At 70.3% G+C, this 23,387-nt stretch carries 20 protein-coding genes; 7 read left to right on the top strand and 13 right to left on the bottom strand.

Features of this window, described 5'->3' with window-relative positions; translation table 11 throughout:
* Nucleotides 1–101: 101 nt before the first annotated feature.
* Nucleotides 102–1,631 carry a gamma-glutamyltransferase family protein gene (locus BLT44_RS05080; RefSeq protein ID WP_010155145.1) on the bottom strand — a complete coding sequence of 510 codons (1,530 nt, stop codon included), beginning with the start codon at nt 1,629–1,631 and terminating at the stop codon, nt 102–104.
* A complete protein-coding gene (locus BLT44_RS05075) occupies nt 1,628–2,353 on the bottom strand; it encodes a FadR/GntR family transcriptional regulator (RefSeq protein ID WP_010155146.1) in 726 nt (241 codons plus the stop codon). Before BLT44_RS05075 ends, BLT44_RS05080 begins: the two co-directional genes overlap by 4 nt.
* 250 nt (nt 2,354–2,603) lie before the next feature.
* Here BLT44_RS05075 and BLT44_RS05070 point away from each other — a divergent pair, with 250 nt between their 5' ends.
* From BLT44_RS05070 to BLT44_RS05055, 4 genes are all read left to right on the top strand, one after another.
* The gene (locus BLT44_RS05070) at nt 2,604–3,497 is read left to right on the top strand and encodes an ABC transporter substrate-binding protein (protein WP_010155147.1); all 894 of its coding nucleotides are present in this window, start codon (nt 2,604–2,606) and stop codon (nt 3,495–3,497) included.
* Between the two features lie 60 nt (nt 3,498–3,557).
* Nucleotides 3,558–4,394 carry an amino acid ABC transporter permease gene (locus BLT44_RS05065; RefSeq protein WP_010155148.1) on the top strand — a complete coding sequence of 279 codons (837 nt, stop codon included), beginning with the start codon at nt 3,558–3,560 and terminating at the stop codon, nt 4,392–4,394.
* Nucleotides 4,391–5,197, top strand: a complete 807-nt coding sequence (locus tag BLT44_RS05060) for an amino acid ABC transporter ATP-binding protein (RefSeq protein ID WP_010155149.1) — start codon at nt 4,391–4,393, stop codon at nt 5,195–5,197. Before BLT44_RS05065 ends, BLT44_RS05060 begins: the two co-directional genes overlap by 4 nt.
* 288 nt (nt 5,198–5,485) lie before the next feature.
* Nucleotides 5,486–6,997 (top strand): peptide MFS transporter, encoded by a 1,512-nt coding sequence (locus tag BLT44_RS05055; protein WP_010155150.1) that lies wholly within the window; start codon nt 5,486–5,488, stop codon nt 6,995–6,997.
* A gap of 53 nt (nt 6,998–7,050) precedes the next feature.
* Here BLT44_RS05055 and pyrE read toward each other — a convergent pair whose 3' ends face one another.
* The 5 genes from pyrE to lysA all read right to left on the bottom strand — a co-directional run bounded on the left by pyrE (nt 7,051) and on the right by lysA (nt 11,799).
* A complete protein-coding gene (gene pyrE, locus BLT44_RS05050; protein WP_010155151.1) occupies nt 7,051–7,605 on the bottom strand; it encodes an orotate phosphoribosyltransferase in 555 nt (184 codons plus the stop codon).
* A gap of 102 nt (nt 7,606–7,707) precedes the next feature.
* A complete protein-coding gene (locus BLT44_RS05045; protein WP_010155152.1) occupies nt 7,708–8,526 on the bottom strand; it encodes an amino acid ABC transporter ATP-binding protein in 819 nt (272 codons plus the stop codon).
* Nucleotides 8,523–9,512: an amino acid ABC transporter permease gene (locus BLT44_RS05040; RefSeq protein WP_010155155.1), complete on the bottom strand. Its 990-nt coding sequence runs from the start codon at nt 9,510–9,512 to the stop codon at nt 8,523–8,525. The genes BLT44_RS05045 and BLT44_RS05040 overlap by 4 nt, the downstream gene beginning before the upstream one ends.
* Nucleotides 9,509–10,435: an ABC transporter substrate-binding protein gene (locus BLT44_RS05035; RefSeq protein WP_010155156.1), complete on the bottom strand. Its 927-nt coding sequence runs from the start codon at nt 10,433–10,435 to the stop codon at nt 9,509–9,511. The genes BLT44_RS05040 and BLT44_RS05035 overlap by 4 nt, the downstream gene beginning before the upstream one ends.
* Before the next feature lie 65 nt (nt 10,436–10,500).
* Nucleotides 10,501–11,799: a diaminopimelate decarboxylase gene (lysA, locus tag BLT44_RS05030; RefSeq protein WP_010155158.1), complete on the bottom strand. Its 1,299-nt coding sequence runs from the start codon at nt 11,797–11,799 to the stop codon at nt 10,501–10,503.
* Between the two features lie 85 nt (nt 11,800–11,884).
* Between lysA and BLT44_RS05025 the strand changes: the two genes are divergently transcribed.
* Nucleotides 11,885–13,498, top strand: a complete 1,614-nt coding sequence (locus BLT44_RS05025; protein WP_231291489.1) for a PucR family transcriptional regulator — start codon at nt 11,885–11,887, stop codon at nt 13,496–13,498.
* Entirely contained in the window at nt 13,495–14,403 is a 909-nt protein-coding gene (locus BLT44_RS05020; protein ID WP_010155160.1) for a Sir2 family NAD-dependent protein deacetylase, read from the top strand. Before BLT44_RS05025 ends, BLT44_RS05020 begins: the two co-directional genes overlap by 4 nt.
* A gap of 156 nt (nt 14,404–14,559) precedes the next feature.
* Here the strand turns inward: BLT44_RS05020 and BLT44_RS05015 are convergent, their stop codons facing one another.
* From BLT44_RS05015 to BLT44_RS05005, 3 genes are all read right to left on the bottom strand, one after another.
* Nucleotides 14,560–15,960, bottom strand: coding sequence for an FAD-dependent oxidoreductase (locus tag BLT44_RS05015; protein WP_010155161.1), 1,401 nt, complete (start codon nt 15,958–15,960; stop codon nt 14,560–14,562).
* Nucleotides 15,961–16,050: 90 nt separating this feature from the next.
* The gene (locus BLT44_RS05010; RefSeq protein WP_081473372.1) at nt 16,051–17,064 is read right to left on the bottom strand and encodes a polyprenyl synthetase family protein; all 1,014 of its coding nucleotides are present in this window, start codon (nt 17,062–17,064) and stop codon (nt 16,051–16,053) included.
* A gap of 41 nt (nt 17,065–17,105) precedes the next feature.
* The gene (locus tag BLT44_RS05005) at nt 17,106–18,248 is read right to left on the bottom strand and encodes a class I SAM-dependent methyltransferase (protein ID WP_143025991.1); all 1,143 of its coding nucleotides are present in this window, start codon (nt 18,246–18,248) and stop codon (nt 17,106–17,108) included.
* A gap of 107 nt (nt 18,249–18,355) precedes the next feature.
* On the opposite strand from BLT44_RS05005, the gene BLT44_RS05000 reads away from it, so the two are divergent.
* The gene (locus BLT44_RS05000; RefSeq protein WP_010155164.1) at nt 18,356–19,681 is read left to right on the top strand and encodes an isochorismate synthase; all 1,326 of its coding nucleotides are present in this window, start codon (nt 18,356–18,358) and stop codon (nt 19,679–19,681) included.
* Between the two features lie 32 nt (nt 19,682–19,713).
* Here BLT44_RS05000 and BLT44_RS04995 read toward each other — a convergent pair whose 3' ends face one another.
* From BLT44_RS04995 to BLT44_RS15775, 3 genes are all read right to left on the bottom strand, one after another.
* Nucleotides 19,714–20,586: a PPK2 family polyphosphate kinase gene (locus BLT44_RS04995; RefSeq protein ID WP_010155165.1), complete on the bottom strand. Its 873-nt coding sequence runs from the start codon at nt 20,584–20,586 to the stop codon at nt 19,714–19,716.
* Between the two features lie 109 nt (nt 20,587–20,695).
* Nucleotides 20,696–22,525 carry a 2-succinyl-5-enolpyruvyl-6-hydroxy-3-cyclohexene-1-carboxylic-acid synthase gene (gene menD / locus BLT44_RS04990; protein WP_010155167.1) on the bottom strand — a complete coding sequence of 610 codons (1,830 nt, stop codon included), beginning with the start codon at nt 22,523–22,525 and terminating at the stop codon, nt 20,696–20,698.
* Entirely contained in the window at nt 22,522–23,304 is a 783-nt protein-coding gene (locus BLT44_RS15775; RefSeq protein ID WP_218130074.1) for a PLD nuclease N-terminal domain-containing protein, read from the bottom strand. Before BLT44_RS15775 ends, menD begins: the two co-directional genes overlap by 4 nt.
* Between the last annotated feature and the right edge of the window lie 83 nt (nt 23,305–23,387).

Below are 23,387 nucleotides of genomic sequence, written 5' to 3'. Positions count from 1 at the left end.
GGATGGGGCGCGCCGGCGTCACCGGCGAAGGTCGTGACGGGCGCGGAGGTCGTGACGGGCGCGTGGGGTGCGAAGGGCGCGATGATGCGCGCGGGTGCGGGTCACACGACGATCGCGGATCCGTCGGATCGCGGGTCGCTCGCGGCGTCGACCCCGCTCGCGGCGAGACGGATCAGGTTCGAGTGACCGAGATCCTCGTCGGCGGGCGGTACCACCTTCAGCGGGAACCCGGCTGCGGCGATCGCCTCGTGCACGGCGGCGGGCACGTCCTCCTCGATGGTCACGCGCACGACGCCGTCGGCGCCGGGCTCGTCGACGATCCAGCGGGGGGCGTGGGTGGCGGCCTCGGGGGCGGCGCCGGCGAGGGAGCGCACGAGGAGCTGGGTGTGGATCTGCGGCTGCGCCGATCCTCCCATCGTCGCGGGCACCCAGGCGAGTTCGTCGTCGCGGAGCACGAGCACGGGCATGAGGGTGTGGCGGGGTCGCTTGCCCGGCGCGAAGGAGTTGGGGTGCGCGGGGTCGAGCGAGAAGGAGGTGCCGCGGTTCTGGAAGAGGATGCCGGTCTCGGGTTCGAGCACGGCGGCGCCGAAGCCGAAGTAGACGGAGTTGATGAGCGAGATCGCCCAGCCGTCGGCGCTGACGGCGCTGAGCCCCACGGTGTCGCCGCTCGGCTTGGCCTCGCGCACGGGCGGGTGGGCGGGGGGCGCGGCCGCGATCAGCTCGTCGCCGGTGGCGCCGCCGAATGCGGGGTCGGCGAGCGATGCGGCGCGCACGGCGTTGCTCGCGCGGAACGACCGGGCGAGGTCGCCGGCGCCGGCGCCCAGGGGATCCGCGATGCCCGCTTCGATGTCGCGGAGGGCGCGCAGCAGCATGAAGCCGGAGGTGTTCGGAGGCCCCGTGAGCACGCGGTGGCCCTGGAAGGATCCCTCGAGCGGTTCGCCCCACTGGGCGGAGTACGCGGCCGTGTCGTCGAGGGTGATGCGCGATCCGAGGCGCTGCAGCCCGTCGACCCACTGCTGCGCGAGTTCGCCCTCGTAGAATTCGGCCGACCCTCCCGCGGCGAGCCGCTTGAGCGATGCGGCGAGCGCGGGCTGCACGAAGGGGGCGCCCTCGACGAGCGGGAGGCCCTGGTCGAAGAACACGCCGTGGCATCCGGGATCGAGTTCGAGCACCTCGCGGTTCTCGACGATGGCGGCCGCGACGGATCGCGCGGTCGGCACCCCCTGCTCGGCGTGGCGCGTCGCCGCTTCGAGGTGCTGCTCCCACCGCCGCGTGGCCCCGTACTCGTGGAGGGCGTTCCACCCGCAGATGCCGCCCGGCACGGTGACGGTGTCGATGCCGCGCACCGGCAGCAGGTCGCCGTAGCGCTCGCGCAGAACGTCGATCGACTGCCCGGCCGGAGCGGTGCCGGTGGCGTTCAAGAATCGCACCTCGCCCTCGGGGTTGCGCACGAGCGCGACGAGGTCGCCGCCGAGGGCGACGTTGTTGGGGTACACGACGCAGAGGGTCGCGGCTGCGGCGATCGCCGCGTCGATGGCGTTGCCTCCGGCGCGCAGCACCTCGGCGCCGGCCTCGGTGGCGAGGTGGTGCGAAGTCGAGATGGCGCCGCGGGCGGCGGGTGCGGTCGTCATGCGGGGAGTTCCTCCTGGGTCGTCGCGGCGTTCGCGATCTGGTTGCTGATGTCGAGTACGTGTGCGCGGGCCTCGTCTTCGGCGAGGGCGGCGTTGCCGCTCGCGATCGCTTCGAAGATGCGGCGGTGCGCGATGCTCGACGCCTGCCTGCGGGCGCGCGTCTGGTAGCGGCTCGCCCGGCTGGGGGCGATGCGCTGGGCGATCTGCTCGTTGATGAGCGCGAGCAGCGGGTTGTGCGCGTACTGGGCGATGGCCTGGTGGAAGGCGCGGTCGAGCTCGGCGTACCGCTCCTTCGTGACGTCGACCTCCATGGCCTCGACGAGTTCGCGCAGTTGGGCGATGTCGCGGTCGGTCGCGCGCGTGGCGGTGATGCGGGCGATGGGCGGCTCGACGATGGCGCGGAGCTCCATGATGTCGTGCAGCTCGGGCTGCAGGGCGGCGAGTTCGCCGAGGGCGCCGTCTGCGATCCCGGCGCGCTCGCCGGGGCTGAGCACGATCGTGCCGCGCCCCGGCCTCCGGTCGATGAGGCCGCGGTTCTCGAGTTCGCGCAGGGCCTCCCGGATCGAGACGCGGGAGACGCCGAAGTGGTCGGCGAGTTCGCGTTCGGGCGGCAGGCGCTCACCCGGTTCGAGCTTGCCGTCGAGGATGAGCCGCTCGATGTCGACGGAGAGTCGATCCGGCAGCGACAGCGTTGTCGCCCGACCGATGTCGTTCCAATCCACTACGCCTCCATCGTGGTCTCGGGCTGCAGTTCGCGCCCTCGTGATGCTATACCGACCGCGCCGGCCGGGTTCTGTTTCGGTTGCGTTTCGGCTCGGCCTGCCCGTTGACGCGGGGCCGGGTGCCGATGTATGTTCCATTCAGTTCGGCAGTTGGTCTGACCAACAGCTGATCGCAGCATACACCCGACACTCTCGGAGTATGCAACGTTTCTCCCGGCGCCAGCCGGGATCACCGAACGGAGAAATCATCGTGGCTTTCCCCCAATCAGCACGGCGCTTCGCGCCCGCGCTGGCGCTCACCGCAGCGGCCGGCCTCATGCTGTCGCTCGCAGCATGCACCGTCACCTCGAACGACTCCGGCGACGACGGCGGCTCGGGCGACACGAGCGCCGCGGAGGCGACGCTCGCACCGCCGACCATCATCAAGGAGGGCACGCTGACCGTCTGCACCGGCGACAGCGCGCCCAACATCTACTACGACGAGAACAACGAGCTGCAGGGCGTCGAGATCGACATCGCCAACGCGCTCGCCGACAAGCTCGGCGTCACCACGACGCTCGGCGAGTACGCCTTCGCCGGCCTCATCCCGGCGCTGCAGGCGAAGCAGTGCGACGTCATCATGGGGTCGCTCTACATCAAGCCCGAGCGCGAGGAGATCGCGAACTTCGTGCCCTACCTCTACTCGGGCACCGCGGTCGCCGTGAACAAGGAGAACCCGAAGAAGGTCACCGGCTTCGACGACTCCCTCTGCGGCACGAAGGTCGTCGGCATCACGGGCGCGACGGGCGCCGCCTCGGCGCAGGAGAAGTCGGACGAGTGCGCCGCGAACGGCGAGGAGCCGCTCGCGATCACGCTCGTCGATGAGGCGACCAGCGCACTGCAGCAGGTGCTCGCCGGCCAGGCCGACGCGTTCATCGACACCACCGAGATCATGAGCTACTACGAGCAGCAGTCGGACGGCGACCTCGTGGCCGTCGGCGAACCGTTCGGCAAGATCCGCATCGGCGCGGCCACGCTGAAGGAGAACACCGAGCTGAACGACGCCCTCGACGAGGCCTTCGCCGCCATGGTCGAAGACGGCACCTACGCCGACATCCTCGCCGAGTGGGGCGTCGAGAGCAACGACATCACCCAGCCCGAGTAACCCGTCGTCTGCGGCGGCCCGCGCGGCCGCCGCAGACAGCGGCGACAGGAAAGACACTTCATGAAATTCGACTGGGACTACTTCTGGCAGAGCCTCTTCACGCCCAGTGAAAGCTTCCTCAACGGGCTCGCGCTCACCATCGTCATCTCGATCGCGGCGATGGCGCTCGCGCTCATCCTCGGCCTCCTCATCGCGCTCATGGGCCGCAGCCGGTTCGTGCCGCTGCGCATCTTCGCGAGCCTCTACATCTGGATCGTGCGCGGCACCCCGCTGCTCGTCCAACTCGTCATCATCTACACCGGGTTCGCGGCCGCGAACCTCTTCCGATTCGAAGACCTGACGCTGGGGCTCCGCCTCGAAGACGTCACCGTCGGCATCCTCATCAAGGGCGCCGTGCAGGCCGCCATCGTCGCCCTCATGCTCAACGAGAGCGCCTACATCTCGGAGATCGTGCGCGGCGGCCTCGAGTCGATCGAGAAGGGGCAGACCGAGGCGGCGCTGTCGCTCGGCATGACCCCCCTCGCCTCCATGCGGTGGATCATCGTGCCCCAGGCGATCCGCGTCATGGTGCCGCCGCTCGGCAACTCGTTCAACGGCCTGATGAAGAGCACCTCGATCCTCTCCATCATCGGCGTGGCCGAGATGTTCCAGGTGGGCAGCTCGATGAGCGCGGCCACCTTCAAGGTGTTCGAGATCTACATCGTCGTCGCGCTGTACTACCTGCTGCTCACCACGGTGTGGACGATCATCCAGACCTTCATCGAGAACTGGCTCAACGCGAAGGCCGGCCTGCCCAAGGCCGAATCCGTCTGGAAGCGCCTGTTCGGCTTCCGCAGCAAGCGGGATCGCGTCGCCCCGAAGAGCCCGATCGCCGACCTGGAAGGAGTCGCGGCATGAACGCGCTCAGCGAGTACACCGCCCCGGTATCGGTCTCCGACGGCCCGATCGTGCGCACCGTCGAGGTGAACAAGTGGTTCGGGGATCGGCACATCCTCACCGATGTGTCGCTCGAGATCGAACGCGGCGAAGTCGTCGTGCTGGTCGGCCCGTCGGGCGCCGGCAAGACCACCTTCCTGCGCACGCTCAACCGCCTCGAGCCGATCGACAGCGGCGAGATCTACGTCGACGGGCAGCGCATCGGCGAGCGGGTGCGCGACGACGGCAAGGTCACCGAGATCTCGGCGAAGGCGCTCGCCGCGCAGCGGGCCGACATCGGCTTCGTCTTCCAGCACTTCAACCTGTTTCCGCACATGACGGTGCTCGAGAACATCTGGCACTCGCCGGTGCGGGTGAAGGGCGAGAAGAAGGCGGAGGCGGTCGCCTACGCGCGGGAGCTGCTCGACCGCGTCGGCCTCTCCGACAAGGCCGACGTGCGGCCCCGCTCGCTTTCGGGCGGGCAGCAGCAGCGCGTCGCGATCGCGCGCGCCCTCGCGATGCGCCCGGCGCTCATGCTGTTCGACGAGCCGACGAGCGCGCTCGACCCCGAGATGGTGGGCGAGGTGCTGCAGGTGATGCAGGATCTCGCGAAGGCGGGCATGACGATGATCATCGTGAGCCACGAGATGGGCTTCACCCGCGAGGTGGCGGATCGGCTCATCGTCATGGACGCGGGCGCCATCATCGAGCAGGGCGACCCCGAGCTCGTCTTCACGAACCCGAAGCACGAGCGCACCCGGCAGTTCCTGTCGAAGGTGCTCTGACTCCGGCACTCACGGGCCCCTGCCTCCACCGCACCGGTGGGGGCAGGGGCCCGTTCGCGTCTTCCCGCGGGGGGGGGCGCTGCGGCGCTGGGGCGCTGCGGCGCTGCGGCGTTTTGACACGTCCCGCGACCACCACTACCATTTGAATGTCGATCAGTTGGTCTGACCAACTGCCCTATGAAGTCGCGGTTCGCCCGGTGCGCAACCGCGAGGCCGCGGCGGCCCGCTGATCTGCACGACGCATCTGATGTGCCCGCGGTGATGCGCGCACGCGACCCAGGAATACCAATGGCGAAATCCTCCCCCGACGTTCCCCCGACCGGCGGAACCCAGATCGCGACCGAGCGCATCGGCGTGACCCGCGCACTCGGCGTCGTCGCCGACGAGGCGAAGCCCAGCGGCCTGATCACGCTGTCCGCGGCCGAGATGTGGGAGCGCTTCAGCTTCTACGGCCTCCAGGTGCTGCTCGCCTACTACCTGTACTACTCCGTCACCGACGGGGGCCTCGGTCTGCCGCAGCCCGTCGCCCTCGGCATCGCCGGAGCCTACGGCGGCCTCGTCTACATCGCGCAGATCGTCGGCGCCTGGATCGCCGACCGCGTGCTCGCCCCCCGGTACGTGGTGCTCATCGGCGGCAGCGCGATCCTCGCGGGCCACGTCATGCTCGCCGTCGTACCGGGCCTCCTCGGCCTCGTGATCGGCCTCGCGCTCATCGTCATCGGCACCGGCGGCCTGAAGGTCAACACCACGATGATGGTCGGCGCGCTCTACCCGAAGGGCGGAGCGAAGCGCGACGCCGGCTACTCCATCTACTACATGGGCATCACGATCGGCGCGTTCTTCGGGCCGCTGCTCACCGGGTGGCTGCACCAGGAGTGGGGCTTCCACATCGCCTTCGGCGCCGCGGCCGTCGGCATGGCGGTGGGCCTCACCCAGTACGCCATCGGCATGCGCAAGCTGCCCGCCAGCACGGCGGTCGTGCCCAACCCGCTCCCCCCGGCGCACCGCCTCCGGTGGGCGATCGCGGCCGCCGCCGGCATCGCGCTCGTCGCCCTGGTCGTCGCCACCGGAATGGTGCGCGCCGACAACATCAGCAACGCGGTCGCCCTCGTCGTGGTCGCCGCCGCGGTCGCCATCTTCGCCATGCTGCTGACGAACCGGCAGGTGACCCCCGCCGAGCGTCGCTCCGTGCTCCGGTACCTCCCCGTCTTCCTGATGAGCCTCGTCTTCTGGACACTGCTCTTCCAGCTCTTCACGGCGTTCGCGGTCTTCGCGGATACGAAGATCCAACTCACGGCCGGCTCCGTCACCATTCCGCCCACGCTCATCGTCACACTCGAGAGCCTCGCCGTCGCCGGCATCACCGCCCTGCTCGCGGTGCTGTGGACGCGCAGCCGGGCCTCCCGCATGCAGCCGGTGAGCAAGCTCATCACCGGCGTCGTCGCCATGGCGCTCGGCGCCGCGCTCATCGTTCCCTTCAGCCTCGGCGCCGGCCAGTCGATGCCGCTGCTCGCCGCGATCCCGGTCATGCTGCTGTTCGCATTCGGCGAAGCGCTGTTCGCGCCGTCCGCACTGTCATTCACCGCCGAGCTCGCACCGCGCGCCGCCAACGCGCAGATGACGGCCCTCTACTTCCTCACCATGGCGGGCGGATCGACCCTCTCCGGCTGGGTGTCGGGCCTCTACCAGCCGGGCTCCGAGGGTCAGTACTTCAGCATCGTCGCCGTGGCGTCGCTCATAGTCATCGCGCTGCTCGGCGTCGCCTACCGGCTCCTCGACTCGCGGTTGCGGGTCGGCTGAAGGGGGCGGCGCGGGGCCGGCGGGGGCGGCGCCGCGCCGGCCGGCGCGCGCCGCTACTGCGGGTCGAGCCCCAGGTCGTCGAGGCCGATCGCGTAGCGGTACTCGAAGCCGGCCGCCTCGATGCGCTCCTTGGCGGGCGCCTGGCGATCCACGACCACCGCCACCGCGGCGATCTCGGCGCCGACCTTCTGCAGCGCCTCGATCGCTTTCAGCGGCGATCCGCCGGTGGTCGAGGTGTCTTCGACGACGATCACGCGCTTGCCTGCGAGATCGGGCCCCTCGACCTGGCGGCCCCGCCCGTGATCCTTCGGCTCCTTGCGCACCACGAACGAGTCGTACACCTTGCCCTGAGCGACGCCCTGGTGCATGATCGCCGACGCGATCGGATCGGCGCCCATCGTCAGGCCGCCGACGGCCACGACCCCGTCGATGTCGTCGATGAGATCGAGCATGACCTGCCCGATCAGCGGAGCGGCCCGGTGATCGAGGCTCAGCTTGCGCAGGTCGATGTAATACGTCGCCTTCTTGCCGCTCGTGAGGGTGAAGTCGCCGTGGAAGACGGCCTCGCTCGTGATGAGGTCGATGAGCTGTTCGCGCGCACTGGTCATGCAGCCGATTCTACCGGCGGGGTCGGAGCCGCCCGGCGAACGACGCGAACGGCGCGAACGAAGCGAACGAAACGAAGGACGCGAACGATGCGACGGGCGGCTTCACCTCACGCTCTCCAAGAAGTTGCGCGTGCGCTGGCGCTGCGGACGATCGATGACGTCGCCGGCAGGTCCGGCCTCGACGATCACACCGCCGTCCATGAACGCCACCTGGTCGGCGACGCCCCGGGCGAACCCGATCTCGTGCGTCACCACGATCATCGTCATCCCGTCATCGGCGAGCCCGCGCATCACGTCGAGCACGTCTCCGACGAGCTCTGGGTCGAGAGCGCTCGTCGGCTCGTCGAACAGCATGAGTTTGGGATCCATGGCCAGCGCACGCGCGATTGCGACGCGCTGCTGCTGACCGCCCGACAGCTGCGCCGGATAGTGGTCGGCGAAGTCGGCAAGGCCCACCCGGTCGAGCAGGTCGCGCGCGCGCTGCCGCGCCGTCGCCCTCGATCGCCCAGCGACGCCGATGGGCGCTTCGCACACGTTCTCGACCGCCGTCATATGGGGGAACAGATTGAACCGCTGGAACACCATCCCGATGCTGCGCCGCTGGCGAGCGATCTGCCGGGGACTCATCTCGTGGGTCTTCGCCCCGGACTGCCGATAGCCGATGAGGTCGCCGTCGACGAGAATGCGACCGCCATCGATCGTCTCGAGGTGGTTCACGCACCGCAGCAGCGTCGATTTCCCCGACCCCGAGGGCCCGAGCAGCACGGTGACGGTGCCCGCAGGAACGGCGAGCGACACATCCCGGAGCACCTGGTGCGCCCCGAAGCTCTTGCGCACGCGCCGAATCTCGACGAGCGCGTTCCCGACCTCCTGCTCCAGCTCCGGCCCGTGAGTCTCCACTCGCACATTGTTCGCGGTCATCTCTCGACCACCTCCACCTTCGTCGTCGCAGGGGCGGGCTCGGGCCCGGGTCTGCGGGAATCGATCATCGCCCGAACGCGCTGGAACGGAGTCGGGGGCAGCGCCCGGGTAGCCCCTCGCCCGAAGCGGCGCTCGAGGTAGTACTGCGGAACCGAGAGCACGCTCGTCATGAAGAGGTACCACGCGCTGACCACGATGAGCAGCTCGACCTGCTTCAGATTCGACGAGGAGATCACCGACGCCTGCGTGTACAGCTCCATCACCGCGATCACCGACAGGAGCGACGTGTTCTTCAGCATGGAGATCAGTTCGTTCCCCATCGGAGGGATGATGACGCGCATGGCCTGCGGCAGCAGGACGCGGCGGAACGTGTAGAGCGGCGACATGCCGAGCGAGTAGGCGGCCTCGCGCTGCCCCTCGTCCACCGACATCATTCCGGCGCGCACGATCTCCGACGAATACGCGGCCTGGTTGAGGGTCAGTGCGAGCAGTCCGGCGATGAACGGCGTCACCAGAGAATTCGTGTCGACGGACCAGAAGACGACGTCGGTGAACGGCACGCCGAGGGCGATCCGGTCGAAGAGCAATCCGAGGTATCCCCAGAGCACGATCTGCACGAGGACGGGCGTTCCGCGAAACGCCCAGACGTACAACCAGGCGACGCTCGAGAGCACCGGGTTCGACGCGAGCCGCATCGCGGCGATCACGATGGCGAGCACTGTGGACACCACCATCGATATCACGGTGATGACGATGGTGAGCCAGACCCCCTCGAGGATCCGCTGGTCGAAGAGGAACTCGCCCACCGTGCCGAAGTCGAGATTCGGGTTCGTCGCGATCACGTAGCAGAATGCCGCGAGCACGATGAGCACGACGACGGCGCTGATCCACCGCCACGGACGTCGCAGCGGGATCGCCTCGACGTCGTCCTCGGTCGAGGGTACCGGCACGGTCACTCCCTCGCGGACGGAAGCTTGAACGGTCATGAGGCATCAGCTCCCTGATTGACCTCTGCAGATTCCACTGCGTATGCGCCGATGCTGTTCCGTTCGAGCACCTCCTGGTAGGTGCCTTCGTCGATGAGGGCTTGCAGCGCCTGCCGCACGGCCTCGATGAGCTCGGTATCGTCTTTCAGCACCCCGATGCCGCTGTAGACGGGGTTGAACCCGGCAGGGTTCTCGGGGTCGCGTACGATCTCGAAGGCCTCCCCGTCATCGGTGGTGGCGACGACGTACTCCGCGACGACTGCGTCGGCGGTGTACGCCTGGCTCTTTCCGGCCCGCAGCGCGGTCTGGGCATCGAGATCGCTCGGAAGCTCCATGACGTCGACGTCGCAGTCCATGGCGCGGAGCAGATCACCCTGCACCGTGGCCTTCTGCACCGACACGGTCTTCCCGCAGAGGTCGCGCTGCGTGGTGATGCCTTCGGGATTGCCCTTCTGCACGGCGATGGCGAAGCCTCCGTGCGTGTAGTCGATGAAGCTCAGCGTCTCCTGCCGCTCGGGGGTGTCGTTCATGCCGCTCATGATGATGTCGTTCTTGTTCGCCTGCAACGACGGGATCACGGAGTCGAATGCCTGCTTGTTCAGCGAGACGTCGATGCCGAGCTTCTGGCCGAGCAGACGACCGAGCTCGGGGTCGAAACCGATCTCGCGATTGTTCTCGTCGTACATCGCCATGGGTGGGAACGGGATGTCGACGGCGATGTTGATGACGCCGGCGTCGACGATGTCCTCGGGAAGCAGCTCGCCGAGGGCGGCGTCCGCCGTCGTCGTGATCTCGTCACCCGTCGGCAGGCTCGACGAGGCCGTTTCGTTCGCCGCATCGGCGGAGCCGGATCCCGAACAGCCGGAGAGTGCGAGAGTCGCAACGGCTGCGGTGGCGAGCAGGGCAAGTGGGTACTTCGTCATGAGCAGATCCTTCGTCGTTGAGAGGTGTCGTGAGTGCCGGGGCGCGGCGGGTGCGGGGCGTCCCGCTACAGGGCAGCAGGGGCATGGAGAGCGAGCAGATCGTCGTACGTCTCGCGCCGAGCGACGAGACGCGCTTCGCCTTCGCGCACGAAGACGATCGCGGGTTTGAGGGCGCCGTTGTAGTTGTTGGCCATCGTGTATGCATACGCACCGGTCGTCGCCATGGCGACCAGGTCGCCGACGCGGGCGGCGGGGAAGTCGGCGCCGTCGACCAGCAGATCACCCGACTCGCACTGACGCCCGACGAGCTGGACGCGTTCGGTCCAGGCTTCGTCGAGCCGATCGGCGATGACCGCCTCGTATCGCTGATGCGTGAGCGCGACGTCGAGCTGGTCGGCCATCCCTCCATCCACGGCGACGAACACGTCGCCGGTCCGCTTGACCGAGACGACGCGATAGAGCGTGATGCCTGCGCGAGCGACGACCGAACGTCCGGGCTCGATCATGAGGCGGGCGGATTCCGGCAGGTGGTCGCGTGCGGCCGCAACGATGGCGTCGAGATACGCCTCGACGCTCGGCGCCTCCTCGTCGTAGGTGTATTTGACCCCCAGGCCTCCGCCCACGTCGTAGGTGTCGAACGTTCCCGCCGAGGAGATCTTCTCCACCGCTTCGGCGAACTGCCGCGTGTTGAGGATCTGCGATCCGATGTGCAGGTGCACGCCTTCGAATTCCATGAAGGGGTGGGCGCGCATGCGCTCGATGGCGGCGTGCGCCTGCCGCATCGGCAGACCGAACTTCGAGCGCTCTCCGCCCGTGGCCTGCGAAGCATGAGTGTCTGCGTCGACTCCGGGGATGACCCGGAGCAGGAGCTTCTGGGGCCGCGTCAGCAATCGCTCGAGGCGATCGAGTTCGTCGCAGTTGTCGACGATGATCGTGCCGATTCCGGCATCGAGCGCCATCTGCAGCTCTGCATCGGTCTTCGCGTTTCCGTGGAAGTGGAGACGTTCCGGGGCGACCCCGGCGGCGAGCGCGAGCCGCAGCTCGCCGCCGCCGGCGATGTCGACCGACATGCCCTCCTCCTGAGCGACGCGATACATGCCGACGACGGGAAGCGATTTCGATGCGAAGAGCACCTCCGCGTTGGGCCATCGCCTCTGCAGGCCGTCGACGAAGCGGCGGATCTGTCTGCGCAGCCCGGTCTCGTCGATGACGTGGAGCGGGGTGCCGTAGCGTTCCGCCAGGGTCGTGACGGGCACGCCCCCGATCGAGAGCACTCCGTCGGCTGTCACGGATGACTCCTCCGGGAGCACCTCCCGCAGTTCACTCAGACGGGTGCCCTGGGGAGCGGGCGGCATGGTGTGCATAAGGGGCCTCCGTTGGCGTCGTTGCGTGTCCAGGTTAGGCTTCGAGACGGCCGAGAGCTTTGTGGTTCTGGCATATATTTGGAGCGTGGATACGCAGATTTCTCCAATCCCTGTTTCCGATGGAGTGCCGCTCGCCGAGTTGCTCGCTCTGTTCGAGCCGGGGATCGCGACGCCGCTCGGCGCGCGCGATCTGCAGCACCTAGTGCGCGGCGCCGAGTTCTACGACGCCCGTGACGCCATTCCCGACGAAGCAGGGCTGCTCCTCCTCGTACCCGCGCCGCAGCAGCTGTCGGTGCAGCACATCGCAGACCTCGCGAACCTGGCGGCGCGCCACGCGGCAGCCGGCATCGTCGTCAAGTGCAGCGACGACCACGTTGCCGCGCTCGAGCTGCTCGCCGAACGCGTCGGCATCCCCTGCATCCGCATCGCGGACCAGGTGAGCTGGCGCCTGTTCGACTCATTGCTCGCTCAAGCGCTCGGCGAGCGGCGCCACCGCGACGACGCGCACCGGGATCGCGGCTTGGAGCCGTTGTTCGCTCTCGCCAACGAGCTCGCGGAGTATTTCGGCGGTTCGGTCGCCATCGAGGATCTCGGGCGCCGCATCATCGCCTACTCATCGGTACCGGGGCAGCTCATCGACCGGCTCCGCACCCAGGGAATCCTCACCCGCGAAGTGCCCGATTCCCCCTTCAACGACGACCAGTACCGCACCGTGCTGCGCTCAGAGGACCCGATCAAGTATCCGCGTCTCGGCGACGAGGAGCCGCGGGTGGCCTTCGCGATACGTGCGGGGGCGCTCCCGCTCGGCACGATCTGGGCAATCGACTCGAGCGGTCTCCCCGAGCTCACCGCGGAGCAGGGCGCGAGGATCCGCGAGGCCGCTTCACTGGCTGCTGCGCACCTCCTCAGCGACATCCACGCGCGACGCACGACGCACATCCCCCGCGAGGCCAGGCTCCGCACGCTCCTCGACGGCAGCGACGTCACGGGTTCCGAACTCGCAGAACTCGGGCATCCCGAGGAGCGCGGCAGCGAGCTCATCGTCTTCTCCCCCGCGAAAGATGCGCGGCAGACCACGCTCGCGCAACTGCGGTCGACGGTGCAGCGCCATCTCGCCCTGCATCGCCCGGAGTCGGTGACGGTCGCGCGCGGGGATCGCGTGTACGCGCTCGTCGCGCGTCAGCCGCTCCTCCCCGCGACGCACCTCGTCGAACCGCTGCTTCCCGTCATCGACCGGCTCGTCGGGCCCGGCACGCTCGTCTCCCTGCCCGGCGCCGCGTATCGCTCGGGCGAAGTCGCCGCGCTGCGACAGCTCGCCGATCGCCTGCTCGACACGGCCGAACGACATGGCGGGATCATCTCCCGACGCATCGTCACGGTCGACGCCGTGCGAACGCTGCTCATTCTCGAACGCGTCGAAGCGGTATTCCTCTCAGAACCCGAACTGCTCACCCCGGGGCTCGTCGCCCTGGAGGCGGAACAGGCACTCCTCGTCGAGACGCTGGAGGCCTGGTGCGCGAATCTCGGCAATGTCGCCCGCACCGCCCGCGCCCTCTCCGTGCACGAGAACACCGTGCGATACCGTATGCGTCAGATCGAGGAACAGCACGGCATCGACCTCTCCAACGCCGACGTGCTCCTCACCACGTGGCTCCAGCTTCGCGCACGTCGAATCGCGGGAAAGAAGAACCCCAGATGAACGATCACTCAGCCCGACACCGCTCGTCCGAGGCGCGGCCCCGCAGGGCGGCGGTTGCGAGCGACCCGTCCGGGAGCCGTTCGGCCGAACTCGAGCGGCTCGCGGCACTCTTCGGGGCCGCCCCGCTCGCGGTGCTCACGGGTGCCGGCATCAGCACCGATTCGGGTATCCCCGACTACCGCGGTGCGGGCACGCCGCCGCGCACGCCGATGAGCATCGCGCAGTTCATGGAGGACCCGGCGTACCGTCGCCGCTTCTGGGCCGGTGCGCGCGTGGGCGCGCTGCGGGCCGCCGGCGTCGCCCCGAACTCCGGTCACCTCGCGCTCGCCCGATTCGAGGCCGCGGGGCTCACGAACGGCGTGATCACGCAGAACGTCGACAATCTGCATCGGCGGGCGGGATCCCGGAGCGTCGTCGAGCTGCACGGCAACGGGAACGTGATCCGGTGCACGGAGCACGATCACCGCTTCACGCGCGATCAGGTGCTGGGCTGGTTCGACGACCTCAACCCGGGCTTCGCCGCGCGCAACGCCGGTGCCGAGATCGCCCCCGACGGCGATGCCCTCGTGAGCGAGACCGCCACCGTCGAGGCTCCGAGCTGCCCGGAGTGCGGGTCGATCCTGCGCCCCGACGTCGTGTACTTCGGCGAGCTCGTGCCCCGGCCCGTGTTCGAGACCGCGGAGGCGCTCGTCGCGGCCGCGGGCGGTCTGCTGCTGATCGGCACCTCGCTCGCGGTGAACACGGGCATCCGCCTGGTACACCGCGCGCAGCTGCGCGGCATCCCGATCGCGGTGATCAACCGCGGGCCGACCGCGATCGATGCGCGCGAGTCGGTGACGGTGCGCATCGACGCCGGTGCGGCCGAGACACTCGCCGCGCTCGAGCGGATACTCGGCTCCTCCTGAAATGCGACACGAACTCCGCTTGAGCCGCGCTGAGGAGCGGACTTTCTGTCGCCGATCCTGCACGCGTGCGCTCAGGCGAGCTCGCGCGGGCTCAGACGAGCACGACCGGGCTCGCCGAGCACGCGTGCGCTCGCGCGGGCTCGCAGCGAGCCCGCGCTACTCGCCGCGGGAGATGCGCGTCATCTCGTCGCGCGGCACCACCTTGATGCGCGCGCGGCCGTGGGGCTCGCCCAGGCCGAGCTCGTGCGCGTCGAGCCGGTGCCAGCCCTCGATGGTCGTGTACGGAACGCCGCGCTCGTCGAGCAGCGCGGGGATCGCGAGCGGGTCGGTCTCGTCGGGGGTCCACAGCGCGTCGCGATCCTCGAGCAGGCACTCGAGCGTCTCCATGGCATCCGACTTGGTGTGTCCGATGAGGCCGACGGGCCCGCGCTTGATCCACCCGGTCGCGTAGACGCCCGCGATCTGCTGGCCCTCGAGGTCGAGCACCCGCCCCTGCGCGTTCGGGATCACGCCCTTCGCGTCGTCGAACGGAATCTCGTCGAGGGGCGATCCGAAGTACCCGACCGCGCGGTACAGCGACTGGATCGGGATGATCTCGAACTCCCCCGTGTCGACGATGCCGCCCTGCCCGTCGGGCGCGGTGCGCTCGACCTTGAGCCCGGCGACGCGGCCCGCCTCGACGACGACCTCGACGGGCTTCGACCAGAAGTGGAGGTGGAGTTGGCGCGATGCGGGCTCGACCTCGCCGGCTTCGCGCGCGCGCTGCTCGTCGCGCCACTTGTCCATGATGCGGGTCATCACGATGACCTGCTTGTTCTTCATCAGGGTCTCGTCGGCGAACGCGTCGTCGTGCGCGAAGTCGCGCTCGTCGATCACCATGTCGACGTCGCGCACCTCGCCGAGTTCGCGCAGTTCGAGCGGCGTGAACTTCACGTACTTCGGGCCGCGTCGGCCGAAGAGGTGCAGCTCCTCGATGGGGTTCGCCTCGAGCCCCTCGTGCACGTTCTGCGGAATCTCGGTGGGCAGCAGGTCCTCGGCGTGCTTGATGAGCATGCGCGACACGTCGAGCGCGACGTTGCCGTTGCCGATGACGCCGACCGAGCGGGCTTCGAGCGGCCACGTGCGGGGCACGTCGGGGTGCCCGTCGAACCAGCTCACGAAGTCGGCGGCGCCGTACGAGCCCTCGGCGTCGATGCCCGGGATCTGCAGCGCGGCGTCGCGGATCGCGCCGGTCGAGAAGATCACCGCGTGATAGTGCCGCTTGAGGTCGTCGAGCTTCAGATCCTGCCCGTACCGCACGTTGCCGAAGTAGCGGATGGAGTCGTCGCCCGTCTCCCCCGAGCTCGCCCGGTCGAGCACGTCGCGCAGTGCGGTGATGATGCCCTTGATGCGGGGGTGGTCGGGCGAGACGCCGTAGCGCACCAGCCCGTACGGCGCGGGAAGCTGCTCGAAGAGGTCGATCTCGACCGCGAAATCGCGTTCCGCCTTCAGCAGCAGATCTGCGGCGTAGATACCCGCCGGTCCGGCTCCCACGATCGCCAGTCGCATCTTGCTCATCGCTCGGTTCTTCCTTCCATTCCCCCGCCGCTGTGATCCGCGGGGGTTCGCGCGTGGGTGGTGTCGTGTCGCGGCGCTCGGCGCCGCGGGTCAGCCTTCGCGGTTGACGATCGAGTCGGCCATGCGCTCGAGTGCGCGCTTCACCGACGACTTCGGCAGCGGGTCGAGGGCGCGCACCGCGTCCTCCGCCCAGCGGTGCGCGGTCGCCTCGGTCTCGCGGGTGACGGGGTGCGTCTGCAGCGCCTGCACCTCGGGATCGAGCAGCGACGGATCGGCGCCGCCCCGAATCTCGGCGACGCCCGCCTCGATGCGTGCGAGCAGCGCGGCGTCGTCGGCGTCGCCGGAGGCGGCGCGATCCTGCAGCAGCAGGTACGGCAGCGTCACCACGCCGGCGCGCAGATCGGTGCCCGCCCGCTTGCCGGTCTGCTCCTTCTTCGGCGAGAGGTCGATGACGTCGTCGATGAGCTGGAAGGCCACGCCGATGCGCTCCCCGTACTCCGTCACGGGGTCGGCGAACTCGGCGGGCGCGTTGCCGAACATCACGCCCATGCGCGCCGCGGTCGAGATGAGCGCGCCGGTCTTGTCGGCGAGCACCTGGATGTAGTGCGCCTTCGGGTCGTCGCCCGGCTGCGCGCCGACCGTCTCGTGGAGCTGCCCCAGGCACAGGCGCTCGAAGGTGCGCGCCTGCAGCAGGATCGCCTCCTCGCCCATGCCCGACACCAGCGATGACGCGCGGGCGAAGAGCAGGTCTCCGGCGAGGATCGCGACGGAGTTCGACCAGACGGTCTGAGCCGCGTCGACGCCGCGCCGCAGCTTCGCGTCGTCCATCACGTCGTCGTGGTACAGCGAGGCGAGGTGCGTCATCTCGACGGCCTCCGCCGCCCGGCGCACCAACTCGTTCGGGCCGGTGCCGAGCTCGCTGGTGAGCAGCGTCAGCAGGGGCCGGATCCGCTTGCCCCCCGCGCCCATCAGGTAACGGGCGGGTGCATCGGCGACCGGCGAGGCGAAGCGGAGGTGCTCGAGCAGCTCGGACTCGACGAGCTCGAGCTGCTGCTGGATCTCCTTCGCATGCCTGCGGTCGGCCGCGCCGCGGAAGAGGCGCATGGGGAGCGCCTGCGTTGCCGTGTCTTCGGCGATGGGACGACTCACGGGGTGTCTCCAGGTCGAGGGGTGGTGTCGTTCGGCGCCTCGGGGGCGGGCTGCTGGGGCGCCGCGGGTTTCTGGGGCGCAGGCTTCTTGGGAGCAGGCTTCGCCGCGGCAGGCTGCGCGGCAGCTGCGGGCTTCTTGGGCGCCGCCTTCGCGGCAGCGGGCTTCGCGGGGGCCGGCTTCACGGCAGCTGCGGGCTCCTTGGGCGCCGCCTTCGGGGCAGCGGGCTTCTTCGCGGCTGCGGGCTTCTTCGGCGTCGCGGCTGCGGGCTTCTTGGGCGCCGCCTTCGCGGGAGCGGGCTTCTTCGCGGCTGCGGGATTCTTCGGTGCCGCGGCCTGCTTCGCTGCTGCGGGCTGCTTCGCTGCGGCGGGCTGCTTCGCCGCCGCCGGCTCAGCCGCAGCGGGCTGCTGCGGCGCAGCGGCCTGCGGCGTCTCGCGCGGCACGAAGCCGCGGTGCAGTGCGACGATGCCGAACGTCAGGTTGCGGTAGACGACGCGCTCGAATCCGGCCTCCCGCATCCATGCGGCGAGCTCGGCCTGATCGGGCCACGCCTCGATCGATTCGTTCAGGTAGCGGTACGCCGCGGCTGCATCGCGGTTGATGGCACCGGCGACGCGAGGCAGCACGTGGCGGCCGTAGAACGCGTACGGCCCGCGCACGAGCGCGGAGGGCGGCGTCGAGAACTCGGCGATCACGACGCGGCCGCCGGGCTTTACCACCCGGCGCATCTCGCGCAGCGCCGCCTTCGGGTCGTTGACGTTGCGCAGCCCGTACGAGATGGTCGCTGCGTCGAACGAGTCGTCGGCGAACGGCAGCTGCGTGGCATCGGCCCACTGGAACTCGATGAGATCGTTGCCCGCGTGGCGCTTGCGCCCCTCGGCGAGCATGCCCTCGGAGAAGTCTGCGGCGACGACGTGGGCGCCGTGCGCGGCGATCGCGGCCGACGACGTTCCGGTGCCCGCCGCGAGGTCGAGCACGCGCATGCCCTTGCGCGGGGCGATCGCTTTCGTCGTCGCGACGCGCCACAACCGGTCGTTGCCGACGGTGAGCACGTCGTTGATGAGGTCGTATCGCGGCGAGACCTCATCGAACATTGCTGAGACGTCTGCGGCGTGCTTGGTCGCGGTATCGGGTCGGGTCACGCTCCCATCGTATCTCGAACGGCTATGCGCCTCCTGGGGCGCGGCTCGCGGCGATCGCGGGCCCGCCCGAGCGGAGCGCGCCCAGCCGGGAGGAGTAGATTGGCACTGTGACGAGCACTCCCCCGGCGCCCCGCCTGCGCGCGACGACCCGGCCCCTGGAGCAGGCTCCCGACCTCCTCTCCCTGGCCGACCCGAGCGCGCCGCTGATCTGGACGCGCGGCGACCGCGGCTGCGTCGGCATCGGCGAGGTGCTGCGCCTCACGTTCTCCGGGCCGAGACGGTTCTCGGACGCCGCTGAGGCGTGGCGCCGGATCGCCGCGGCCGCGACCATCGACGACCCGGTCGGCATGCCCGGCTCGGGCCTGGTCGCCCTCGGGTCGTTCGCGTTCGCCGACGGCAGCGCCGCCGAGAGCGTGCTCATCGTGCCGCGCGTGCTGGTCGCCCGCCATCGCGGTCAGGCGTGGATCACCGAGATCGTCGAGATGACGGAGAACGGTGAGACCGCGGAGAACGGTGAGACCGTGAAGACCGAGGCCGCCCGGTTCGCCGTGCCCGCCGCCCCCGCTTCGGGCGACTGGGAGGGGGCGGCGCTGCACGACCGCGAGCTCGACGGCGGCGGCGACTCGGTGGCGGCGTACCTCGCCGGCGTGCGCGAGGCGGGCGCCCGCATCGCGCACGGCGCGTTCGAGAAGATCGTCATCGCGCGCCAGCTCGCAGGCCGGCTGCCCGGCGGCGCCGACCTGCGCGTGCCGCTCGCACGGCTCGCGGAGCAGTACCTCGACTGCTGGACGTTCGCCGTCGACGGCCTCATCGGGGCGAGCCCCGAGACCCTGATCCGATCGACGAGCGGCGCCGTGTCGGCACGAGTGCTCGCCGGAACCCGCGGACGGCATCGGGAGGACGCGGCTCGTGACGCGCGCGCCCGCGACGAGCTCCTCACGAGCGCGAAGGAGCAGCACGAGCACGCCTTCGCCGTGCAGAGCGTCGTCACGGCGCTCTCGCCGCACGTGCGCGAGCTGCGCACCAGTGAAGAGCCCTTCCCGCTCCGACTGCCGAACGTGTGGCATCTCGCCACCGACCTCGGCGCCGCGCTGGGCGAGCAGAGCTCCTCGATCGAGCTCGTCGGCGCCCTCCACCCGACCGCGGCCGTCGCGGGCACCCCGACATCGGCCGCCGTCGCGGCGATCGCCGAACTCGAACCGTTCGACCGCGGCCGGTACTCCGGCGCGGTCGGGTGGATCGACGCCGCCGGGGATGGGGAATGGGTGATCGCCCTGCGCTGCGCGCAGCTCGGCGAGCCGGATGCGGAGACGGGCGCGCGGTCGATCGTGGCGAGCGCCGGCGGCGGTATCGTCGCCGGCTCCGATCCGACTCACGAACTCGGAGAGACGGTGTCGAAGTTCCGTCCCATCACCGAGGCGTTCGCCGCCTGAGCCTCAGCGCCGGCCGCCCGGCTCGCCGCCCGCTACGCGGGCCAGCGCAGGTCGAGGGAGTCGACCACCCGCTGCCGCTCGGCGGCGACGTCGAAGTCGGGGTGCGGCCAGTGCGGACTGAGCCCTGCGAGCTCCGAGATCACGATGCGCTGCACGGCCGCGCGGGCGTACCACTTCGCGTTCGCCGGCACCACGAACCACGGCGCCGCATCGGAGTGGGTGCGCTCGATCGCGGTCTGGAAGGCGTCCATGTAGGCGGGCCAGTGGAGGCGCTCGTCGACGTCTCCCGGGTTGTACTTCCAGTGCTTCTCGGGGTCGTCGAGCCGTGACAGCAGCCGCTCCGCCTGCTCCTCGGGCGAGATGTGCAGCATGATCTTCACGACGCGCACGCCGTCTGCGGTGATCCTCGCCTCGAAGTCGTTGATCGCACCATACCTGCGCTCGATCTCCTCGGGCGGGGCGAAGCCGCGCACCTTCTGGATGAGCACGTCCTCGTAGTGCGAGCGGTCGAAGACCCCGATGACGCCCGGCTCGGGCACCCGTCGCTCCACGCGCCACAGGAAGTCGTGCGCGCGCTCCTCCTCGGTCGGCGACTTGAACGCGGTCAACGCGAGACCGTACGGCTCGGTCTGCCCGAAGACGTGATTGACGATGCCGCCCTTGCCCGCGGCGTCCATCGCCTGCAGCACGACGAGCAGCCGATCCTTCGCCCCGAGACGGCTCTGCGCGAACAGCTTCTCCTGCAGCACGCGCAGCTCCTGAGCGGCGCGCTCCAGCTCCGCGAGACCGGCGTGCTTCCGCGCCGCGGTGCCGGGCGTCGCCGACGGGTCGACCTCGCTCAGCCGGAAGCCGGGGCGCACGCGCAGCAGTTCGCCCACCTCATCGGTCCAGAACGCCTGCGTCATGGTGCCTCCTCACGTCGCCTCGCCTCCCACTGTAGGGGGCGCGGCGCCGGCGCACGAGCGCCCCGCGCGAGAACCCGGTGCACGCGCCCGCGCACGAGCGCCCCGCGCCTCAGTCGACCAGCGGAACCTCGACGATCATCGGCCCGGAGACCGGTTCGGTGAGCAGCCGCTCCAGTTCGCTGCGCGTCTCCACACGGCGGTGCTCCCACCGGTACGCCGCCGCGAGCGCGCCGACGTCGGCCCGCTGCGGGGTCCGCATGACGCGCGCGAACGCGTCCGGATCAGCGGTCTCCGCGACTTCCAGACCGTCGAAGATGGTGCCCCCGCCGTCGTTCGCGACGAACAGCTGCAGGCGCGGGCGGCGCTCACCCTCCAGCAGCAGCAGCGATCCGGCATCGTGCAGCAGCGCGAGATCGCCGATGAGCACCCGGGTCGTGCCGGCCGCCCGTGCCGGATCCTCGGCGTGCTGACTCGCCACCGCGATGCCGAGCGCCGTCGCCACCGTGCCGTCGATGCCCGCGAGCCCCCGGTTCGCGTGCACGCTCACGCGGCGGGCGGGGGCCAGCGCATCGAGCACCCGCACGAGCCGGGAGGCCGCGATCACCAGCCGGTCGTGCGGCCACGTGCCGCGCCAAACGCTCTCGGCGAGCATCTCGCGCGAGATCGGCTCGCGCATGGTCGCCACCTCGGAGCGGGCGTACGCGTTGCGCTCTTTGTAGCCGGGGGCCAGCGCGGCCTCGAGGTCGGGTTCGTGCACCGTCGTCCGGTCGCGCTGCAGCGCACGATCGGCCACCACCCACGCCCCGAGCCAGCGGCGCAGCGCCCGCGGATCGTGATCCGGAGCTACCCGCGCCGCAGACACGACGCGCGCATCGCGACTCGGATCGACGTACTCGGCACCCGAGGCGTGATGCGGATCGACGACGATCACGTCGACGTCGTCTCGGCGCAGCAGCCGGGGGATCTGGCGGGTCAGAGTCGGGTGCCCGAATACGATGGCACGCTCGGCGAGGCCGCCGATCTGCGGGTCGTCGATCAGGGTCGCGTACCCGGCGATCGCCTCGCGCCCGAACCGGGCGCCGCTCACGACCTCGGCGAGCAGCGGCAGGCCGGCAGCCCGCGCGAACTCCTCGGCCTCCGATCCGGCGCCCGCGCCCGCGATCACGACGGCGAGGCTGTCGCCCGAGTGCACGTAGCTGTCGTCGGGGGCGGGCTGCGCATCGGATTGCATCGCCGGTGCGTTCAGCGCGCGCCCCTGCTCCGCAGCTGCAGCGGCCACCGCCTCGCGCCCGCGCTCCGCAGCCTCGGCGGCCGCCGCCGCGAACCCCTCCGCGATCATCCGCTCGAATCCCGCCGCTCCCGAGAGCGGATCGCGGAACGAGAGATTCAGCTGCACCGGCCCGGCCGGCCCGCCGCCGAACGCACCGAGCGCCGCAGCGAGCCCCCGAGCCGCGAGCGATGCGGGATCGCGCAGCCCGTCGCGCACGAGATCGCCGCCCGCGAATTCGGGTGCGGGCACGTCGACCGACCACCGGGCGGCGTGCCCGAACAGGTCGGCCTGACGCGTCGCCTGGTTGCTGCGGATGCCGCGGAGCTCCTCGGGCCGGTCGGCGGTGAGCAGCAGCATCGGCACCCGCCCCTCGTGCGCTTCGAGCACCGCCGGCATGAGGTTCGCCACCGCCGTGCCGCTCGTCACGATCACGGGCGCCGGCATGCCCGTTTCACGTGCAACGCCGAGTGCGAAGAACCCGGCCGAGCGCTCGTCGAGCTTCACGTGGAGGCGCACCGCATCGGCCTCCTGCGCGGCGGCCGCGGCGAGGGCGAGCGCCTGCGACCGCGACCCCGGGCACACCACCACGTCGCGCACGCCGCGGCGCACGAGCTCGGCGAGCAGCTCGACCGCGAAGACCGATGCGGCTGCGGGCTGCGCCGCGCTCACGGCTTCGCGTCGCCGTCGGAACGGGTTCCGCGCTCCTCGGCGCCGCGGGGCTCGGAACGCCCCTGCTGCGTCGCGTCGGCGTCGGGGGCGTCGTCGGCAGCAGCTCCGTCGTCCGCAGCGGGGCGCGAGCCGGTGTCGGCGGCGCGGGCGCTGCCGGCGGCGTCGGGCCGGGCGGCGCCGGTGCCGGCGGCCTCCGCTGCGGTGTCGGCAGCCTCTGCTGCGGTGTCGGCGGCGCCGGCTGCGGTGTCGGCGGCGCCCGGAGACGCGTCCTGCGCGGTGTCGGCGTTCGGTGCAGCGTCAGCGCCAGAGTCAGAGTCAGAGTCAGCGTTAGTCGCACGGTCGGCGTTCAGCGCGGTCTGAGCGTTCGCCGCATCGTCGGCGCCGGTCGCGGCGTCGGCGCCGGTCGCGGCGTCGGCGCTCCTCGCGGCGTCGCGCCGCCCCGCGCGCTCCTCGCCCGGGAACGTCTCGTCGTCGAGTTCGCGCAGGCGATCCTCGAGGTCCCGCATGTGCGCATCGAGATCCGAGCTCGACAGTCGCGTACCCGAGAAGCGGGGGTCGTCATCGGGGGCGACCCGCCGTGCCGTCTGCGCGTTCGCGGCGCCCTTGCCGATGAAGAACCACAGCAGCGCGCCGATGACGGGCAGCACCGCGATGATCGCGATCCACACCGGCTTGTTCACCCCGCGCGCACGCGATCCGCTGGTCATCGCGGCGTCGACCAGCGCGTACAGCGTCAGTGCCACAGCGATGACGACTCCGATTATCACGAACCGCACCATGCTCTCAATCGTACTCGCAAGCACTCGTGCAACCCTGGGGCTTGCGCGGAGCCGCGGCCCAGGTGCCGCCGGTACACTCGAGC

The sequence above is a fragment of the Leucobacter chromiiresistens genome (assembly GCF_900102345.1).
Classification (GTDB): Bacteria; Actinomycetota; Actinomycetes; order Actinomycetales; family Microbacteriaceae; genus Leucobacter; species Leucobacter chromiiresistens.
This window is presented reverse-complemented; position numbering and strand designations above follow the sequence as displayed.

Coding starts and splice junctions, on each gene's coding strand:
- BLT44_RS05080 (WP_010155145.1), bottom strand. CDS start 1,631: ATGACGACCGCACCCGCCGCCCGCGGCGCCATCTCGACTTCGCACCAC.
- BLT44_RS05065 (WP_010155148.1), top strand. CDS start 3,558: ATGAAATTCGACTGGGACTACTTCTGGCAGAGCCTCTTCACGCCCAGT.
- BLT44_RS05060 (WP_010155149.1), top strand. CDS start 4,391: ATGAACGCGCTCAGCGAGTACACCGCCCCGGTATCGGTCTCCGACGGC.
- BLT44_RS05055 (WP_010155150.1), top strand. CDS start 5,486: ATGGCGAAATCCTCCCCCGACGTTCCCCCGACCGGCGGAACCCAGATC.
- pyrE (WP_010155151.1), bottom strand. CDS start 7,605: ATGACCAGTGCGCGCGAACAGCTCATCGACCTCATCACGAGCGAGGCC.
- BLT44_RS05045 (WP_010155152.1), bottom strand. CDS start 8,526: ATGACCGCGAACAATGTGCGAGTGGAGACTCACGGGCCGGAGCTGGAG.
- BLT44_RS05040 (WP_010155155.1), bottom strand. CDS start 9,512: ATGACCGTTCAAGCTTCCGTCCGCGAGGGAGTGACCGTGCCGGTACCC.
- BLT44_RS05035 (WP_010155156.1), bottom strand. CDS start 10,435: ATGACGAAGTACCCACTTGCCCTGCTCGCCACCGCAGCCGTTGCGACT.
- lysA (WP_010155158.1), bottom strand. CDS start 11,799: ATGCACACCATGCCGCCCGCTCCCCAGGGCACCCGTCTGAGTGAACTG.
- BLT44_RS05020 (WP_010155160.1), top strand. CDS start 13,495: ATGAACGATCACTCAGCCCGACACCGCTCGTCCGAGGCGCGGCCCCGC.
- BLT44_RS05015 (WP_010155161.1), bottom strand. CDS start 15,960: ATGAGCAAGATGCGACTGGCGATCGTGGGAGCCGGACCGGCGGGTATC.
- BLT44_RS05010 (WP_081473372.1), bottom strand. CDS start 17,064: ATGCGCCTCTTCCGCGGCGCGGCCGACCGCAGGCATGCGAAGGAGATC.
- BLT44_RS04995 (WP_010155165.1), bottom strand. CDS start 20,586: ATGACGCAGGCGTTCTGGACCGATGAGGTGGGCGAACTGCTGCGCGTG.
- BLT44_RS15775 (WP_218130074.1), bottom strand. CDS start 23,304: ATGGTGCGGTTCGTGATAATCGGAGTCGTCATCGCTGTGGCACTGACG.